18 protein-coding genes and 1 pseudogene are annotated in these 17,287 nt (G+C 65.5%); 9 read left to right on the top strand and 10 right to left on the bottom strand.

The annotated features are described in order from the left end of the window. Window positions 1–58: 58 nt before the first annotated feature. Both OXK16_15705 and OXK16_15700 read right to left on the bottom strand, forming a co-directional pair. Window positions 59–1,534 (bottom strand): amidohydrolase family protein, encoded by a 1,476-nt coding sequence (locus OXK16_15705; GenBank protein ID MDE0377387.1) that lies wholly within the window; start codon window positions 1,532–1,534, stop codon window positions 59–61. Further along, a complete protein-coding gene (locus tag OXK16_15700) occupies window positions 1,531–2,193 on the bottom strand; it encodes a putative quinol monooxygenase (GenBank protein MDE0377386.1) in 663 nt (220 codons plus the stop codon). The genes OXK16_15705 and OXK16_15700 overlap by 4 nt, the downstream gene beginning before the upstream one ends. A gap of 228 nt (window positions 2,194–2,421) precedes the next feature. On the opposite strand from OXK16_15700, the gene OXK16_15695 reads away from it, so the two are divergent. Then, complete coding sequence (locus tag OXK16_15695) at window positions 2,422–3,945, top strand: ABC transporter permease subunit (protein MDE0377385.1); 1,524 nt, start codon at window positions 2,422–2,424, stop codon at window positions 3,943–3,945. 135 nt (window positions 3,946–4,080) lie between these two features. Further along, the gene (locus tag OXK16_15690; protein ID MDE0377384.1) at window positions 4,081–5,226 is read left to right on the top strand and encodes an ABC transporter substrate-binding protein; all 1,146 of its coding nucleotides are present in this window, start codon (window positions 4,081–4,083) and stop codon (window positions 5,224–5,226) included. Between the two features lie 127 nt (window positions 5,227–5,353). On the opposite strand, the gene OXK16_15685 is transcribed toward OXK16_15690, so the two are convergent. After that, window positions 5,354–6,166, bottom strand: a complete 813-nt coding sequence (locus OXK16_15685) for an ABC transporter ATP-binding protein (GenBank protein ID MDE0377383.1) — start codon at window positions 6,164–6,166, stop codon at window positions 5,354–5,356. A 138-nt stretch (window positions 6,167–6,304) separates the two neighbouring features. Further along, entirely contained in the window at window positions 6,305–6,706 is a 402-nt protein-coding gene (locus tag OXK16_15680) for a DNA-binding protein (GenBank protein MDE0377382.1), read from the bottom strand. Window positions 6,707–6,840: 134 nt separating this feature from the next. Between OXK16_15680 and OXK16_15675 the strand changes: the two genes are divergently transcribed. Both OXK16_15675 and OXK16_15670 read left to right on the top strand, forming a co-directional pair. Continuing rightward, window positions 6,841–7,206 (top strand): hypothetical protein, encoded by a 366-nt coding sequence (locus tag OXK16_15675; protein ID MDE0377381.1) that lies wholly within the window; start codon window positions 6,841–6,843, stop codon window positions 7,204–7,206. Window positions 7,207–7,237: 31 nt separating this feature from the next. Next, entirely contained in the window at window positions 7,238–8,401 is a 1,164-nt protein-coding gene (locus tag OXK16_15670; GenBank protein ID MDE0377380.1) for a mandelate racemase/muconate lactonizing enzyme family protein, read from the top strand. A gap of 36 nt (window positions 8,402–8,437) precedes the next feature. Here OXK16_15670 and OXK16_15665 read toward each other — a convergent pair whose 3' ends face one another. Both OXK16_15665 and OXK16_15660 read right to left on the bottom strand, forming a co-directional pair. Next, on the bottom strand, window positions 8,438–9,388 hold the full coding sequence (locus OXK16_15665) for a 3-hydroxyacyl-CoA dehydrogenase family protein (protein ID MDE0377379.1): 951 nt from the start codon (window positions 9,386–9,388) through the stop codon (window positions 8,438–8,440). A 32-nt stretch (window positions 9,389–9,420) separates the two neighbouring features. Next, entirely contained in the window at window positions 9,421–10,197 is a 777-nt protein-coding gene (locus OXK16_15660) for an SDR family oxidoreductase (GenBank protein ID MDE0377378.1), read from the bottom strand. Window positions 10,198–10,363: 166 nt separating this feature from the next. Between OXK16_15660 and OXK16_15655 the strand changes: the two genes are divergently transcribed. From OXK16_15655 to OXK16_15645, 3 genes are read left to right on the top strand one after another with little or no spacing between them, the layout of a single operon-like run. Then, window positions 10,364–11,269 (top strand): amidohydrolase family protein, encoded by a 906-nt coding sequence (locus OXK16_15655; protein ID MDE0377377.1) that lies wholly within the window; start codon window positions 10,364–10,366, stop codon window positions 11,267–11,269. 3 nt (window positions 11,270–11,272) lie between these two features. Next, complete coding sequence (locus tag OXK16_15650; protein ID MDE0377376.1) at window positions 11,273–12,145, top strand: amidohydrolase family protein; 873 nt, start codon at window positions 11,273–11,275, stop codon at window positions 12,143–12,145. A 54-nt stretch (window positions 12,146–12,199) separates the two neighbouring features. After that, on the top strand, window positions 12,200–13,009 hold the full coding sequence (locus OXK16_15645) for an SDR family NAD(P)-dependent oxidoreductase (protein MDE0377375.1): 810 nt from the start codon (window positions 12,200–12,202) through the stop codon (window positions 13,007–13,009). Between the two features lie 289 nt (window positions 13,010–13,298). Here the strand turns inward: OXK16_15645 and OXK16_15640 are convergent, their stop codons facing one another. Next, window positions 13,299–13,682, bottom strand: a complete 384-nt coding sequence (locus OXK16_15640) for a hypothetical protein (protein MDE0377374.1) — start codon at window positions 13,680–13,682, stop codon at window positions 13,299–13,301. 102 nt (window positions 13,683–13,784) lie between these two features. On the opposite strand from OXK16_15640, the pseudogene OXK16_15635 reads away from it, so the two are divergent. Continuing rightward, a pseudogene (locus OXK16_15635) lies at window positions 13,785–13,922 on the top strand (SDR family oxidoreductase). 34 nt (window positions 13,923–13,956) lie between these two features. Here the strand turns inward: OXK16_15635 and OXK16_15630 are convergent. Further along, window positions 13,957–14,373, bottom strand: coding sequence for a pyridoxamine 5'-phosphate oxidase family protein (locus tag OXK16_15630; protein MDE0377373.1), 417 nt, complete (start codon window positions 14,371–14,373; stop codon window positions 13,957–13,959). 98 nt (window positions 14,374–14,471) lie between these two features. Between OXK16_15630 and OXK16_15625 the strand changes: the two genes are divergently transcribed. Further along, window positions 14,472–15,374: an amidohydrolase family protein gene (locus tag OXK16_15625; protein MDE0377372.1), complete on the top strand. Its 903-nt coding sequence runs from the start codon at window positions 14,472–14,474 to the stop codon at window positions 15,372–15,374. Window positions 15,375–15,476: 102 nt separating this feature from the next. On the opposite strand, the gene OXK16_15620 is transcribed toward OXK16_15625, so the two are convergent. Beyond that, a complete protein-coding gene (locus tag OXK16_15620) occupies window positions 15,477–16,658 on the bottom strand; it encodes an ABC transporter substrate-binding protein (protein ID MDE0377371.1) in 1,182 nt (393 codons plus the stop codon). 225 nt (window positions 16,659–16,883) lie between these two features. Continuing rightward, a partial coding sequence (locus tag OXK16_15615) for an ABC transporter permease subunit (protein ID MDE0377370.1) occupies window positions 16,884–17,287 on the bottom strand: 404 nt, incomplete at its 5' end.

The raw sequence follows: 17,287 nt of genomic DNA, 5'->3' as shown, positions 1-17,287 counted from the left end.
GTCGGTGCCTCGTCCTGGTACCGAGGGACCACCTTACGAGGCCCGAATCATAAAGAACCTAGCCCTCCGACCGATCAAGCGTGGTCGGGGGTGTTGCGGTCATCCGCCACGGTTCGAGCAGCGGGGAGAGACCCGCCCGGGCGACGAGGTCCGCGGCTCGCCCGTTCGCTTCCTCGACGACGGCCGCTTCGTCCACCATCGTGCAGCTGCCGTTCTCGAAGATGACATCGCCGCCGACGATCGTATGGGTCACGTCGGCGGGGCCGGTCGAGTAGACGACAGAAGCCACCGTGCGGTGGAGCGGTGAATGGTGAGGAGCGGACTGATCCACGATCACCAGGTCCGCGAGCTTCCCCGGCGCGATGACACCGGCTTCGATCCCCATGTACTCGGCGCCGGCGCGGGTGGCCAGCTCGATCGCTTCCTCACCGTTCGACTCGGTGGGGTTCTGGGAATGGACGCGCTGGAGGAGGACCGCCTGCTTCATGCAGGCGAACATGTCCAGCCGGTGCCCGCTGCCCCCGTCCAGACCGAGAGCAACGGTTGCGCCGGCGCCGCGCAGGTCACGGAGACGCATCACTCCCAGGGCGATGTACTGATGGGAGATCGGGCAGTAGGCGATACCGGTCCGGGAGTCCCCGACGAGTTCGACCTCGCGGTCGTCGAGGAAGATCCCGTGGGCCAGGGTGGCGCCCCGGCCCAAGAGCCCCCGCTCAGCCAGCCACAGCACCGGCCTGCGGTCGTACTCCTCGAGATAGAAGACCGGGTCGTTCACCGCCTCCGAGCAGTGCGAGTGCCAGCCGATCCCTTTCTCGTGTGCCAGACCGACCGCATCGACCACGAGGTCCTGGCTGACGTAGATGATGTTGAGGGGCGCCGGCCAGACGCCCACCCGGGCGCCGGCCGGGCGGGCCTCGATACAGGCCCGGGTGATGTCGATCTCCTCCTGGTTGGAGTAGCGGAACAACTCGCCCGCCAGGCCGTGCTTGGCCGCCATCCCGGTCAGCTCGCCGGTCATGCCCCTGGCGACCGCCCCTCGCAGCCCGACCGCCTCGATGGCGTCCGCCACGGCGAGGGTGGATGCGAAGTCGGTGGGGGCGTAATGGTTGTCGAGCACAGTGGTGACGCCGGAGCGAGCGGCCTCCACCGCTCCGAGCTGAGCGCCGATCCTGGCCTCATCGATGGAGATGGCGGTGGTGACCGGCCACATGAAGTCCGACAGCCAAGGCCACAGTTCCAGGCCTTCTCCGAGACCCCTCGTCAAGTACTGGAACAGGTGCTGGTGGGTGTCCACGAGCCCGGGCAGTACCGCCCCGCCGGTGGCGTCGATGACCCGGCTCGCCCGATAGTGGCCCAGATCACGGGCGGGGCCGACCGCGACGATCCGGTCCCCGGTTATGGCCACCGCTCCCGGGTCGATCACGCGGCGCCGGTCGTCCACGGTGACCACCACACCTCCAGTGACCAGCAGGTCGCAGGTGACGTGCTCCGAGGCGGTCGGATCCCCCGTGGAGCTTCCGGCGGTTGGGCTCACCACCCGGTGTCCGGTGGCCAGATGTTCGGTCCCGAGATGGGCTCGAGCGCTCCGTCCGAGTAGTACCCCCCGTACCGATCGAGATGAGCAGCCGTGTAGGGCGCGGCCGCGTGGTCGCCCGCCGCAGCGGCATCGGCATGGACCTTGTAGAGCCAGATCTCGGTCGGGAGATCGATGTTCTGGTTGATGTCGAACCGGAGTAGGCCCTCCTCACACACAGCCGCGGCGCGTGCCTGGTCCCGCACCGAGGCGATGAAGCCGTCTGCGTCATCGGGCTCCAGGGAGATACGCGCCTGGTAGACCCTGATCCCTCCGGTTGATGATTGACCGCCGGATCCTTCGCCGGTCACGCGACGGGACTTCAAGGTGTAGGTATAGAGGTTGCGACACGTTGCCCAGACCGTTTGATCGAGCATTCCGTCGGTAGCCGAAAACCAGGTTTCGAAGTGCGCCGACTCGCCGTGCGCTTCGACCGCGCCGTCATCGTCGTAGATCTCGTTGAATCCCACCCTGGCCGGGTCCGTATCGTCACCGAAGATGTCGAAACGGCGGCACCCTGGCTCGGTCGCCACAGACGCACGGGCGTTGGCGATCGACGCCGTTAGGAACTTGTCCAGGTGATCCTGGCGGATGGTGGCCTGAACAGTGATGGTTCTCATGTCGTTCCCGTCGGGTGCGTTACAACGCTAGCGGTCTACGCCTTCCCGCATCGTTGGATTCAGCCGTTCGGCGGCCAGGACCGGCGGGTAAGATTTTTCGAGATGGTATGCCTCCGCAGGCAGACCACTAACCGGCTCCCGAAGGGACGATGGATTATGGCAACCGGAGGGGCTGTCTCCGCAAGGGGAGTATCCGGTTGGCGATCGGCCGCCCTGGGGGTTGCAGGCGTGGGAGTCCTCCTCGCGGGATGGGAACTGGTCGGCCAATTCGAGGTGTTCGGTAGGGGTTGGCCGCCCTTCACGGATGTTCTCGAGTCTCTTTCCAAGGACAGGGAGATACTGCGTCGGGCCGCCGCAGGCACGATCCGGGACGCGGTGCGGGGATTCGCTGCCGGGATGGCATTGGGAATCTCTCTGGCCATCATCGGGCTGGTCATCATTCCGCTCCGCCGGGGCATCGGGCGCCTGGCCACCGTCGTCAATTCCATCCCCTGGATCGCTCTGGGCCCGCTCATCGTCATGGTGGTGTCGTCGTCGGCGACTCCGGTGGTCTTCGCGAGCCTGGCCGTGTTCTTCTCGAGCTTCATCGCGGTGAGTTCCGGTTTCAACCTCGTGAGCGCATCCCATCAGGACGTGTTCACCGTTCTGGGGGCGTCCAGGACCAGCCGCTTCTGGAGGCTCGAGATACCGGCGGTGCTGCCTTCGATCGTGTACGCGGCCAAGCTCGGCGCTCCCGCCGCCATGTTCGGCGTGGTCTTCGGCGAGTGGTTCGGCACGACCGAGCCGGGATTGGGCCTGGTGATGGTCGTGGCCCTCCAGCAGTTCTTCACCGCCCGGCTCTGGGCAGCCGCTGGGCTGACGGCCTTCATAGCGATCGTGGCTTTCGGCCTCTTCGCCCTGGTGGAAGAACTAGTCCGGCGTCGCGACTTCTCCGTCCGCCAGGACGTGCGGGAACTGGCCGGCTCCGGCCGATCGAAGGAGGGAGAGAGGGAGCCCGCCTCCTGGAGCCGCCGACTGGTGGATATTGCTCTCACGGTGTGGCCCTTCGTCTTCGTGATCGGCTTCTGGCAGTTCGCGGTCACGATCTGGGACGTCAGTCCCATCGTGGCCCCCACCCCCGAATCGGTGGTGAGCGACATCGCCGGGGATCCCGGCACCTATCTCTCGTACACCTTCAACACGATGCAGATGGCTGCGGTGGGTCTGCTGGTCGGAAGCCTCATCGGGCTGGCGGCGGCACTGGCGAGTTGGCTGTCTCCGGTGCTGAGGGGCATGCTCACCACACCCATGATCATCATGTACTCCGTTCCGCTGGTAGCGACCGTCCCGATCATGGCGAGGGTGATCGGTTACACGCGGACCACGGTTGTGGCGGTTGCCGCCCTGGTCTCGATGTTCCCGACCTTCGTGCTGGTCAGTTCCGGTCTCCGTTCCACACCCCCCGGCGCCGACGATGTGTTCTCCGTCATGGGAGCACGGCGCCGCGCCAGATTGCGTCACCTGGCGTTGCCTTCGGCAGTACCCGACTTCCTCACCGCGCTCCGGCTGAACGGGGCGCTGGCGATCGTCGCCGCGATCTTGGGGGAGTACCTCACCGGCCGCGACGGCCTCGGGTGGCTATTCGCTCTCTCGTACGGCGGTCTCGAAATGGCTCGGGCCTGGGGCTCCGCGGTGGTAATAGTCGTCCTGTCGGTGGTCGTATACGTCGGCGCCAGCCGGCTCGAGGAGCGCGGGCAGCAGCGGATGCTCTAGGCAGTACCGGCCTCCTGCCGTACTCGGCGTGGACAAAACCAGGTGCATTCCCCCACTAGGGGTGGCAGACTGAAGCATCCGAGGCGAAGTAGGAGGAGACCATTGCGGTACTCACGTAGATCACGACTAGGCGGGATGATTCTCGTATTGGCCTTGCTGGCGGCCGCGTGCGGGGATGACGAGCCTGCCGCCACGACGGCTGCGCCCGCCACGACCGCGGCCCCGGCAACGACGGCCGCTCCGGCAACGACAGCCGCGCCTGATACGACGGCCGCGCCCGCGACAACTGCGGCGCCTGATACCACGGCGGCGCCGACCACGGAAGCTCCCATGGAACCGACGGTCATCCGTGTCCGGCTGAACTGGACGGCGGATCCAGGATTCCTGGGGCTTTACATGGCGGACGAATTGGGGTTCTTCACCGAGGAGAACGTAGTGGCCGAGTTCGAGTACGGCGGCCCGAACGTGCCGCATCCCGTCCAGATCCTGGCCGGGGGAGCTGCGGACATCGGCTTCGGAGGTCTGGCCATCATTGCCGATGCAGTGTCACAGGGCGATGAGTTCGTGATCTTCGGGACAAGGCTTCAAGAGGGCATCCTGGGGATCAGTTCCCTGGCCTCGGACCCGATCCTGACTGCGAACGACATATGCGGCAGCAAGATCGGGGCCACCCCCGGTGACATAGTCCAACTCGACGCGCTGCTGACCCTCAACGGGCTGGAGGCCGGGTGTTACGACATGGTCCCGGTTGGTTACGACCCGTCACCGGTCGCTGAAGGCTTGGTGCGTGGCCAGATCAACTACATGAACAGCCACCCCGTCATTCTCGACTTCATGGGCATCGACAACGTGGCCGTGTCCTATGCCGACCTGGGCATGCAGATGTATCACGACCTGGCGTTCGTCAACCGAAGCTTCCTGGACGCCAACCGCGATGCGATGGTGGGATTCCTGCGGGCGATGATCAAGGGCTGGGAAGCGGCCTTCGCCGATCCGGATGCCGCCATCGACCTCATGATGAACAAGTGGGGAGGGGCCGAGATCGGCATGGACATCTCGTTCCAGCGGCCCGTACATGACGCTCAGGTACCTCTGATGACGAGCAGCCTCACCGACGAGAAGGGTCTTTTCCAGATGGACTTCGATCTCATGGCGTCCACCATGTGGGACGTCCTGGCTCTGACAGGCATCGAGAACCTTCCCAGTGCCGAGTCGATGATCGACACCAGCTTGCTCGACGATGCGTTCGCCGGCTGCGGAGCTTCGCTCCTCGAGTGCTGATCGCCCGGGTCTCCCGGTTATAGGGAAGTGGCGTCTCCGACTGACGGGGCGCCACTTTCCTTCTGGTCGGTTCCGAGCACAGGGCAGCCTGATCCGCGGCCTGGGCTGATCTGCGGGAAGAGGGCTCTCAGGTCTCCGTAGAGTCCAAGGCCAGGGTGAGCTCGTCGGCTATCGCGTGGAATTCCGGAGTGGTCGCCAGCTCCCGTGTCCGAGGCCTCTCGAACTCCACTTCCTGTACCAACTTCACCTGCCCCGGCCGCTCGGTCAGAACGATGACGCGGTCGGCGAGGAAGAGGGCCTCGTCCACCGAATGGGTCACGAGAATCGTGGTGTGCTGCTGAGCGGACCAGATCCGCTGCAGTTCCATGTTCATCTGCCGGCGGGTCACCGCATCGAGAGCTCCGAACGGCTCGTCGAGAAGCAGGACTTCGGGGTTCAGGGCGAGGGCGCGGGCGATGGCGACGCGCTGGCGCATCCCGCCCGAGAGCTGCTTCGGCCTCGCCTTCTCGAACCCCGCCATACCGACGAGGGAGATGAGATCGGAGATGCGCTCGCGGTCCGGCTTCATCCCGGCCACGTGGAAAGGCAGAGCGATGTTGTCCCACGAACTGAGCCAGGGGAGCAGAGCGTGATCTTGGAAGGCCACGCCCAGGCGATGCGCAGCCGCCAACTCGGCAGGCTGTCGCCCGTTCACGACCACTGTTCCAAGGGAAGGTGTCTCCAGCGATCCCACCAGCCGTAGCAAGGTCGACTTACCACAGCCGGATGGACCGATTAGCGCCACGAACTCCCCGGCCGCCACATCGAAGCTGACGTCGGAGACCGCCAGCAGCGACTCTCCCCTCCGCAGCTTGAACTCCTTGCTCACATCCCGCAGCGAGATGACCGGTGACCCGTCGGCGATTTCTCCGCCCACGTCACCGGTGTTGCGGTCAGTCAATGGCGCCTCCTTAGGGGGTTCCGCCGAAACGGAGACTAGCGGTCCACTTCGCAGGCAGACCGCTGGTCTCGGATCGTTTGCGGCGACAGCCGACCGGCATGGCCGTGTAAGGCACTGCGGTCGGCAACCGGCACCGGTTCATAGAGTCCCCCAGAACTCCGGCGGATCGCCCACGAGTTGCTGGACGGTGGCTTCCATCGCGAACACGGTGGTTCCCCGGTTGATGTGGCCGGCAATTGTCCGGCCTGTCGAGTCGGCGAACACAGCGTGTATGTGCACCAGCGGTTGGCCTTCGTACAGGGAGATGTTGCCCGTCCCGCCCGCGACCTCGAGTTGCTCCTCCCGGACGAAGGTGCGGTAGTCGCCGGTATCCGGGTCGTACCAGGAGAGGTCGGCACGGCTCACCGAGCCGAGAAAGGTGATCGTCGCGCCTAGGACGCCGTTGGATCGGGCGAACTCTGTCAGCGAGCCCAGCAGGTCATCCCCCTGGCTCAAGCTCAAGAGGTGGATCCTGCCCGGATCGAAGTCAAAAACCTTCACGCCGGTGCGCTCCGGTCGGGTGGGCGAGTCGGCAGCAACCGCACCCGACGAGTCTAGGAGCACCCAATACGGGCGCGTGGGGCGACCCACCCGATTGATACACTCCGCACCTGCCCGGAGAATGGGAGACCTCGTTGGCGGAGACGACCGAGTTTCTGATAGTGGCACCGATCCTTCCCGGGAAGCGGGAGGCGTGGCGCCGGATGATGCGGGAGGTCACCGGACCCCGGTACGAGGAGTGGGCCGACCATCACCGGCGGATGGGCGTCTCGCGCGAGGTGGTCTGGGAGCAGCGCCTTCCCGGGATGGATCTGGCCATCGTGGCCATCGACGGCGTCGACCCCGAGGCCATCCTCGACAAGATGACGGCATCCGACAACCCGTTCGACATCTGGTTCCGGGACACGATCGTGAGCGTCACCGGATACCTGGAGACCGCACCGGTGGAGGTTCCCGCTCCCACCCTCGTGGGCAAGTTCGAGGCCCGGACCCGGCAATGACACTCCGGCCCGGCCTCTGGGCGGTGACCGCGTGAAGATCACCCGGATCACGGCCTTCTCGGCCGGTTACATGAAGGTCGACCCGGAGATGCATCGCAGCTTCTCGCTGGTCAAGATCGACACCGACGCCGGGCACGTGGGATGGGGCGAGGCGAGCTCGTCCTACGGGCATTCGTACCCCACGGTCGTGGAGACCATCGTCAATGATGTCCTCGCCGACGTGCTGGTCGGCAAGAACCCGCTGGCCATCAGGGCCCGCTTGGCCGAGATGCACCTGTGGCTGGACGGCTACCTTGGTTGGGACGGCGTCTCGGCGCAGGTCATCGGCGCCATCGAGATCGCATTGTGGGACATCTTCGGCCAGGAGCACGGTGTCTCCCTGGCGGCCATACTCGGCGCCGGCGTGGGCAGCTTGCCTCTGTACGCCACGGGGACGACTTCGTTCGAGGTGGACCTCGGCTGGCACGAGACGTACTTCGATGATGTCCTCGAGGTCGGGATCAAAGCCATCAAGGTGCGGCTGGGCAACGACCCGGATCGGGATGTCGAGTTGATCGCCCGGACCAGGCGCGTCATCGGCGATGACTGCCTTCTGATGGCGGACGGCTACTGGACGTACACGCTCCGCGAGGCGATCCGCCTGGCGCGGAAGATGGAACCGTACGACGTGAGCTTCTACGAGGAACCCCTTCCCCAGTACATGATCGAGGCGCTCGCCGAGCTCCGGGCCGAATCGCCGGTCCGCATCGCGGTCGGCGAGCGCGTCTTCTCCCTGGCCGGATTCAGGAACGTGGTGCATCATCGCGCCGCGGACGTCCTCCAGCCGGACCCGACGGTTTGCGGAGGCATACTGGCCTGCATGGAGGTGGCGGCCCTGGCGAAGGCCCACGATCTCGCGGTGGTCCCCCACATCGGAGGCCTGACCGCGGTAGGAGTGGCTGCTGGTCTCCATCTCGCGGCCGCCATCGAGCCCGAGGTGCTCGAGTACGACCCCGATCCGTACCAGCCGCTACGGGACGATCTGCTGGTCGACCCCATCTTCGGTATGGATCGCGTCGAGAACGGCCGCATGGCGGTCCCCACCGGGCCCGGGCTGGGGATCGAGATCGACGAAACCGTCCTGGCTGCCTACCCGTACCAGCGGGGGAAGCTCTACCAAGAGCTGTACCCCGAGCACGGCGCCGGTCGCCTGTGATCACCTCCGGGACCCGATAGTTCCCGAAGAGGGGTTCTACAACGGCGAGAAGGCGTCTGCCTCCTCCAGGGCGTCCAGTACGGCCAGGTAGGCCAGGTCCCGCTTGCGCACCACCTCTCGCTCGGAGCGGCCGCCGTAGTCATAGAAGCCTCGGCCCGTCTTGGGTCCGTAGAAGCCCTGGTCGACGACCTCTTTGAGGTAGGGGGGCACTTCGAGGCCCATCTCCGCCGTGCCTTCGGCGATCAGGTCGAGTCCGTTGAAGTCCAGACTCTGGAAGATGCCCACCAGCCCCAGCCGCACGCCCACGCTGGTCTTCAACGCGAAGTCGATGTCCTGCAAGGTCGCGGCGCCGTCGTCCATCAGCTCCTCCGCCGCAGCCCCCATCGCCATCATGACCTTGTTGGCGATGAAGCCGATAGCGAACCGATTCATCACGAGCGGCTGCTTCCCGATGCGCCGGAGCAGGTCGGCCGTCCACTCGAGCGAGTCTCCGGACGAGTCGGGTCCGCCGGCGACCTCCACCAGAGGGATGATGTACGCAGGCATGAACCAGTGGGCGCAGACGAACCGCTCGGGTCTGGCGGCCGTCACCTGCGTGAACAGGTCCAAGGCCGAGGTGTTGCTCGCGAGCACCACATCGGGCGCGGCCGCATCCTCGAACGCGTCGACGACCGCCTGCTTGGCGGCGATGGTCTCGCTCACCACTTCCATAGCGAACTCGGCCCGGGCCGCTGCCTCGGCCAGTGAGGTGGTCGGATGGAGGCGCCCCAGGATCGTCGGGATCTCGTGAGAAGCCAAGCGGCCTGCATCGACCAGGATTCGTAGGTTGGCCTCTACCAGTCCGGGGGCGCGCGCCAATGCCGTCTCGTCGAGGTCCACCAAGTCCACATCGATCCCGGCTTGGGCGAAGACTTGGGCGATCGAATGCCCCATCGTCCCGGCGCCCACCACGGTGATGCGCTGTACTTCTCCCGGGCTAGGTCGCATGGCTCGCCACCCTAGTGGTCCGGTAACCGCGGTTAGCCGACCAGGGTCTCGAGGTGGCCGTCGATGGGGATGACCGCTCCCGTGATGCCGGCGCTCAGTGGGGAGCACAGGTACAGGACGAGATTCGCGATCTCGTCGGGTTCGATGAAGGTCCGGAGGGAGGCCTGCATCTTCCATTCGTCGGACACCTCCTGGAAGGGAACGCCCCGCTCGTCGGCCAGGTCCTGCATGACCCGGTCGAGCCGCGGGCCGGCCACGCCTCCCGGACAGACCGCGTTCACCCGGATGCCGTAGGGGCCGAACTCGGAGGCCCAGGTCTTGGTCAGGCCGAGCAACGCCCACTTGGCCGCCGCGTACGGGCTCCGTAGGGGGGAACCGAAGAGTCCCGAAACGGATGACATGTTGACGATGGCTCCGGTCCCGGCCTTCTTGAGGTGCGGCGCCGCGGCTCGCGTGCTGAGAAAAGCACCATCGAGGTTGCCACTTATGCAGGCGCGCCAGTCCTGGTAGGTAAGTTCGTCGACCGGGACCGTGGGGCCGCTCGGCCCGGCATTGTTCACCAGGACGTCCAGCCCTCCCAGTCGTCCGACCGCGTCGTCGAACACCCTGCCGATGTCCTCTTCCGACCCGACATCGGCCAAGGTCGTCGAGATACCGGGCACTTCTTCCCGGGTTGCGGCCAATGCGCCGGCGTCGATGTCGCATATGTGCACTCCGGCGCCGGACGCCACGAACCGCTCGGCCACAGTGCGACCGATCCCTGACCCCGCACCCGTTATGACGACCCTCGCGCCCGACAGCCTCATCATTCCAAGTCCTCCCATGTGGCGCCGAGACGGAGGATGCCCGAGAACGTCCCCTGAGATCCGGCCGGCGCCAGCCTACATCCCGGTGGCGCCGGGAAGTCTCGCCCGGGCCGCCTTGTACAATGACCGCCCGACCGCCGTACCGAACTATCCACGATGGGAGGCCTCGTTGGTCAGCGTCGACTGTCATCTGCACCTCGGGGTGGTCCCGGACCACATACCCGAGTGGTGGTTGACCGAGATGTACCGGCCGTACGGGGGTGGGGCTCTCACCAACTACGACGGGCAGTGGATCGTCGACCTCCTGGATCGTTCCGGAGTCGATGTAGGTCTGGTCCAGGGTGGAGACATGCGGCGCACGACCTACCATCCTGATCATTCCGCCGAGCACGATGTCTTCGTTCCCAACGACTACACGGCCCACCAGGTTGCCCTCTTCCCGGACCGGTTGAAGGGAGTGGCCGTCATCGACCCGATCCGGGACATGGGCGCCGCCCTGGAGGAACTGGACCGGTGCGTCAACGAGCTGGACTTCCGCGCCCTCAAGCTGCTCGGTTCCTACCTTCACTTCTCGCCCAACGACCGGCGCCTGGATCCGATCTACGAGAAATGCATCGAGTTGGGCATCCCCGCCCACTTCTTCACCGGATGGACCCCGATCATCACGGCCAAGCTCGAAAACGCCGATCCGGTGCAACTCGACGAGGTCGGCCGTCGATTCCGCGACCTCAAAGTGATCATCTCGATGGCCGATCCTTGGATCGACCAGTGCATCCTGCTGGTGGCGAAACACCCCAACTTCCACGGCGACATGTATCACTTCGCCGAACTCGGGCCCGAGCCTCTGTTCGAGACCCTGGACCGGTTCCGGTCGCTGTCGGCGCTCGACCGGGTGCTCTACGGATCCAACAACAGCGACAAGGTGCGGGTCGGCCGGGAGGAGGCCACGGTGCCGGACGTGTACCGCAGTGTTAACCGGGTTGCCCGGGAGAGGGGGGCGGAGCCGTTCACGGACGAGGAGATGGCGGCGATCCTCGGCGGTAACGCAGCGCGCCTTTACGGATTGGGAGGCTGACCGATGTTAACGATCGATTGTCACCTGCACGTGACCGAGGTGCCCGAGCACGCTCCCGAGTGGTGGGTACGGGAGATGTACGCGCCATGGGGATGGGACGTCGGTTCCGTGAACGGTTCAGATATCGTCGAACACCTCGATGCCACCGGATTCGATATCGGCATGATCCAGGGTGGAGACATCCGCCGCACGACCTACCACCCCGATCATCCTGCCGACCACCGCGTCTTCGTCCCCAACGACTACGTCGCTCACCAGGTCGCCCAGTCCGGGGGGCGACTCTATGGCGTGGCGGCGATGGATCCGCTCCGGGACATCCCGGCGGCGGTGCTCGAGTTGGAGAGATGCGTCAAGGAACTGGACTTCCGGCTGCTCAAGCTTGTGCCGACCTATCACCACTACGCTCCGAATGACCGGCGGCTGGACCCGCTCTACGGAAAGTGTCTTGAGTTGGACATACCGGTGATGATCCACACCGGGTGGACGGCCACCATCAACTCGGCGATGGAGTTCCAGGACCCGATCCAGCTGGATGACATCGGACGTCGCTACCGGGATCTGAAGGTCATCGTGGCGCATCTCGGATACCCGTGGGTGGATGAGGGGGTCGCGGTGGTCGCCAAGCACCCCAACTTCTACGCCGAGATGGCGGGATGGACCGCCTGGGGACCCGAAATCCTGGCGGGCGCCCTTGTGAAGCTCAAGGAACTCGGCGCTATCAACCGTGTGGTCTTCGGATCGGACAACACCGACGCGAGGGAGCTCTACCGTGATGCCCGCCGGATCGCACGCGAGCAGGGCACCGAAATCACCGATGAGGAGATGGCCGGGATCATGGGCGGCACGGCGGCGGAGCTCTTCCGGATCACCGCGTAGGAGCCACGTTCGACCGCTCGCGCGCCGGATCCGTCCAGAACGAAGGAAGTGGATGTGGCCATCGCGGACATGAGCGACCGGACGATCGAAGACCTCATATCTCTCCGCGGGCGCACCGCGGTGGTCACGGGAGCCGGCCGGGGCATCGGTTACGCGATCGCTCGACGGTTCGTCGAGGCCGGCGCTGAGGTCATCGTCGCCGACGTGGACGGGGAACGCGCCTCGGAAGCGGTAAGGTCGCTCGGGACCGACCGGGCCGTTGCAGCCGGCGTGGACGTCACGGACCGGCGGTCGATCATAGCGCTGGCCGATCTCGCCGTAGCCCGGACGGGCGGGATCGACATCTGGGCGAACAATGCGGGCATCTACCCGGATGACGCCCTGTTCGACATCGATGACGACCAGTGGGATCGCGTCCTCGACGTCAACCTGCGGGGTACCTATCTGGGCGCCCGGGAGGCGGCCGCCCGGATGATCGCCCGGCGGACGGGGGGTGTCATCATCAACATCTCGACGGCGCCCGCCTACGTCCGGGAAGGCGCCCCGCACTATGTCGCTTCGAAGCAGGGGGTGGTGGCGCTCACCAGAAGGATGGCGGCGGAGCTCGGAAAGCACGGGATCCGGGTCCTGGCACTGGCCCCCACGGTCATCCTCACGCCGGGGATGGAGGAGTCGGCTGCGGAGGGGGGCTGGGCCCTCGACGGCCTCGCGGAGCAGATGAGCCGGGAACTACCGCTCGGCCGCGCCGGCGTACCTGACGATGTGGCCCGGGTTGCCTTGTTCTGCGCGTCCGACCTGGCAGCCATGATGACCGGTTGCGAGGTCCGCGTCGACGGTGGAGACAAGCACGGCGGTCAGACGTAGTAGAGCGGAACCATCACCGGCACCAGAGGGCTCCGGTTCAGTGATGCTCGTACGGATCGGACAGCCCCGACGCCAGGGACTTCTACATGAGGCCCACCGGATCGCCCGTGACAGGAAACCGAGACTACCGATAGGGAGATTGCCGGCGATAGGGAGATTGCCGGGATCATGGCGATACCGCTGCGGAGCTCTTCCGGATCAGCCCTTAGGTGTGCGTTGGGCCCGCGTTCAAGATGTACACAGGGTTGAGCAGGAGTCTTGTCGTCTTACTGCGTCTTGTCGTGAGGTGTCAAAGTACCCAGGCCAAGCCCCGGAATATCCAGACCACTCCCGCGATGATGACCGCGATTATCAGGACCGACCAGAGGACGCACCCGACAACTGACCCACTGGCCTGGACCAGAGCGAAACGGTTCCGCTGCTTCCGGACCTTCTGTCTCTTTATGCGCTCGGCTTCCCGCTCGGCCTTGTCGGCGGTCTTCTGCTCTGCCTTCCGGGCCTTCTCGGACGCGTTCCGCTCTGCGCGGACCGCCTTCCTTCTCGCCAGCTGCTCCGCGGCATCTATCCCCTTGGCCTCCAACTGGTCGCGAGCCGCCGTCCGCCGGAGGGCCAACCGTTCGCCGGCATCCGCCTTCCTGGCCCGCAGCCGGTCACGTAGTCCCTTGAAATCCATCTGGCCACCCTAGCCAGAGGCTCCCGAAGCCTTGACTGTTGGGCATGCTTAGGCCTCCGGTCCCATGAGTCCGCCGTACACTCCCGCTGGCGGATGAGCCGGGAGTTGCCGCTCGGCCGCGCCGGCGTGCCTGACGATGTTGCCCGGGTTGCCTTGTTCTGCGCGTCCGACCTGGCAGCCATGATGACCGGTTGCGAGGTCCGCGTCGACGGTGGAGACAAGCACGGCGGGCAGACTTAGCCGGTACCCACCGCCGGCACCGGATGGCTCCGGCTCAGTGGTGCTCGTCAGGGAAGTCCCATGCCCGGAGTTCGCCGGGCTCGAGCCGGACGAGCGTACCCGGAGGTAGTCCGGCCAGGTACGCGTCTACTTCGGTTGCGGCAACGTAACGCTTGACGATCCGGCGGTCGACATCGGGGCTCTGGGCCAACAGCTGAGCGGAACCGCGTATCTCGAGGCCGCGCATGGGCGGTTCGGCCTCCGCCACCACGACCGACGCCCGCCGGTCCCGCCTCAGGTGCCTCGCCTTCACGTCGTCGCGGCCGATCGCGATGTTGAACCCGCCGTCCCGCCATTCGAACCACACGGGCGACAGCAGGACCAGCCCGTCCCGACCGTAGGTCGCCAGCGTCGCCAGGAGCGGGCGATCGAGCAGGTCACCCAAGTCCTCAACAGAAAGACCGGTTCGCATGGCCGGATTCTATGCCCCCACCGGCCGGGCCTGATCATGGCCGGACCCTGCTAGTACTGTGCGGGATCAAGCCAGGCAACCCACCACTAGGAGCGACCATGGTCACCGTCGACTGCCACCAGTACATCGGTTTGACACCGAGCCAGGTCCCCAAGTGGTGGATGGAGGAGATGTACCTGCCGTACGGTGGCACGGGCGTATCGCGGTATGGCCAGGACATCGTGGACATGATCGACGATGCCGGAATCGACATCGCGATCGTACAGGGGGGCGACATCCGGCGTACCACCTCGCATCCGGACCATCCCGGCGACCACGGGGTGTACATCCCCAACGAGTGGATCGCCCAAGAGGTGGCGAAGCATCCGGGCCGGCTCCTCGGCCAGGTGGCGGTCGATCCGTTGCGCGATCCGCAGGACGCCTTCGCCGAGACCGAGTACTTCATCAAGGAGCACGGGTTCGTGGCCCTGGCGCTCAAGACCGCGTACCACGACCATGCCATCAACGACCGCCGGGTGTATCCGTTCTACGAGAAGTGCATCGAGCTCGACGTTCCCGTGGACCTCTTCACGGGGTGGACGCCGATCATCAACGCTCCCATGAAGTACTCGAATCCGATCCTGCTGGACGACGTGGGCAGGGAGCTCCGCGACCTTAAGGTGGTCTTCTACCTGGCCTTTCCATGGATCGATGAGGGAATCGCCGTTGCCGCCCGCCATCCCAACTTCTACATGGACCTGGCGTGGTTCGGAGGGGGGAGCGCGGAGCAGCTCTACGACGCGCTGCTGAAGATCAAGGACTTCGGGGCTATCGATCGGGCCCTGTACGGGTCGGACGGGAACGACAAGATCAGGATCGGCAAGAACGTGGCGACGGTCCCCGAGCTCTTCCGCGCCGTGAACGAGGTCGCCGAGAGGCGGGGTACGGCTGAAATCTCAGACGACGAGATGGAGGCCATCATGGGGGGCACCGCCAACCGGCTGTACAAGCTCGGCTTGTAGGAGCTCCTCCTAGACACGGTCCGGCCGGCGCCGGAGTATAGGAAAAAGAGGCGCTGCCCCTCCTTTCGGAGAGGCAGCGCTCTATCGGTCGAGAACTCGCTTCTAGCAGTCCAGCAATGAGGATCCGCAGCCTTCGTAGGCAGACTCGAGGATCGAGATGTCGTAGACGTCGGCGGCGTCCGGAACCGATTCAAGCCCGGTAGCCGTCAGCACGTAACCGTTCTGGATGTTCTGGATCTGGTCGAGATCGAACCAGAACAGGCCCTTCTCATCGGTGAGGGGGCTGGTCATCAGGGGTATCTGTGCTTCATGGATGGGGAACTGGTCCTCGAGGACCAGGCCGAGATCGACCCCGCCCCACGTGTTCATCACCAGATCGATCGCGTGGGCGGGATCGTTGAAGGCGTACTCCCAGCCCCTGATGTTGGCCCGGAGGAAGCCCACGATCGCTTCGCGATTGTTGTCCATGAACTCTGTCGTAGTGAAGAATAGGTCCTGGTAGGCGGGCAGACCCATCTCGCTGAACGTCCAGCTGACGTTGCAGATCCCCTGCGCGTTCAGCGGGAGGGGATGGCTGTTGACCCAGATCAGCATGCCGTCGACCGTTCCATCGACCACCGGCGACATATCCCAGCCGGCCGGAATCAGCTCGTAGGTGCCGGGCTCCAACCCGTTGGCGGTCAGCAACGCATCGATCAGGAATCCGTCAGTGGTGCCGCCTGCGATCTTCTTTCCGGCGATGTCGGCCGGCGAGTTGATCGGGTTGTCGCAGAGCGAGCCGATACCAGTCGGGTCGGACTGCATCCTGACGCCGAACACCACGAAGTCCGCTCCCTCCGACATGGCCAGAGCGAGCGAGAACGGATCGGTGACGCCGATATCGGCGGCTCCGCCCGCGACCACCTGGGTCGAGTTGGGTACGTTCGGGCCACCGTGCTCGATGGTGACGTTGATGTTCTCGTCATCGAAGAATCCCTGTTCGACGGCCTCGTAAAGTCCCATGAAGCCGGGGTCGGCGATCCAGCTCAGCCTGAGCCTGATGTCGGTCGGCTCGGCAGGAGCGGGTGCTGCGGTGGTCGTCGGGGCGGCCGTGGTGGTCGTAGCTGCCGCGGTGGTCTCGGTCATCTCGGCCTCGGTCGTGGTCGGCGCGGCCGTAGTGGTCGGGGCGGCCGTGGCCTGCGTCGCCTGCGTCTCGGCAGTCTCGTCGTCCCCGCAGGCGACCGCCAGGAGCGCGAGGAGCGCAACTACCGATATCCACTTGACCCGCTTCCTAATGGTGATCATGCGTCGTCCTCCTGGTAGCCGCACTCCGACTCTCGCTTGCTCATTCCGGACGCGGATCCGGACGAACCGATCCGCCGAACCGGGTAAGCATACCGATGCAGGTTCGCCGCCAACCGAGAGGGCCTGCCACACGACATGATCGGGCGCCATGTGACCGCTTTCGCCGCATCCGCAGCCGACTCCGAGCGGTCGCGGGTCTCGATCAACGCCGAACCCGGGCTCGCTTCAGGTCCAGCGTTCGATACCCCGTTCCTCGACCCGGCTGGCGAGTGCGTAGGAGAGAATGGACAGAGCGATTATGACCATCGCCGCACCCCAGGCCCGGTCGACATCGAACCGGCTGAACGAGAGGGCGAACAGCCAGCCCAGGCCCCGGACACCGGTCAGGTACTCACCGATGACCGCGGCAATGAACGCGACGGCGGCGTTGAGGCGGAATGCGACCAGGAAGTTCGGCATCGCGGAAGGCAATGCGAGTCTCAGCAGCTGCACCACCCGCGGAGCGCCGAGGCTCCGGAAGACATCCGCCGAACCCGGCGGCAAGTCCAGCAGGCCGGAGTTGACGAGGACGAAGGTGGGGAACATCGACACGATGGCTGCGATGGCCAGAACCGTGGTGGGGGAGTAGC

Source organism: bacterium (genome assembly GCA_028821235.1).
Classification (GTDB): Bacteria; Actinomycetota; Acidimicrobiia; order Spongiisociales; family Spongiisociaceae; genus Spongiisocius.
This window is presented reverse-complemented; position numbering and strand designations above follow the sequence as displayed.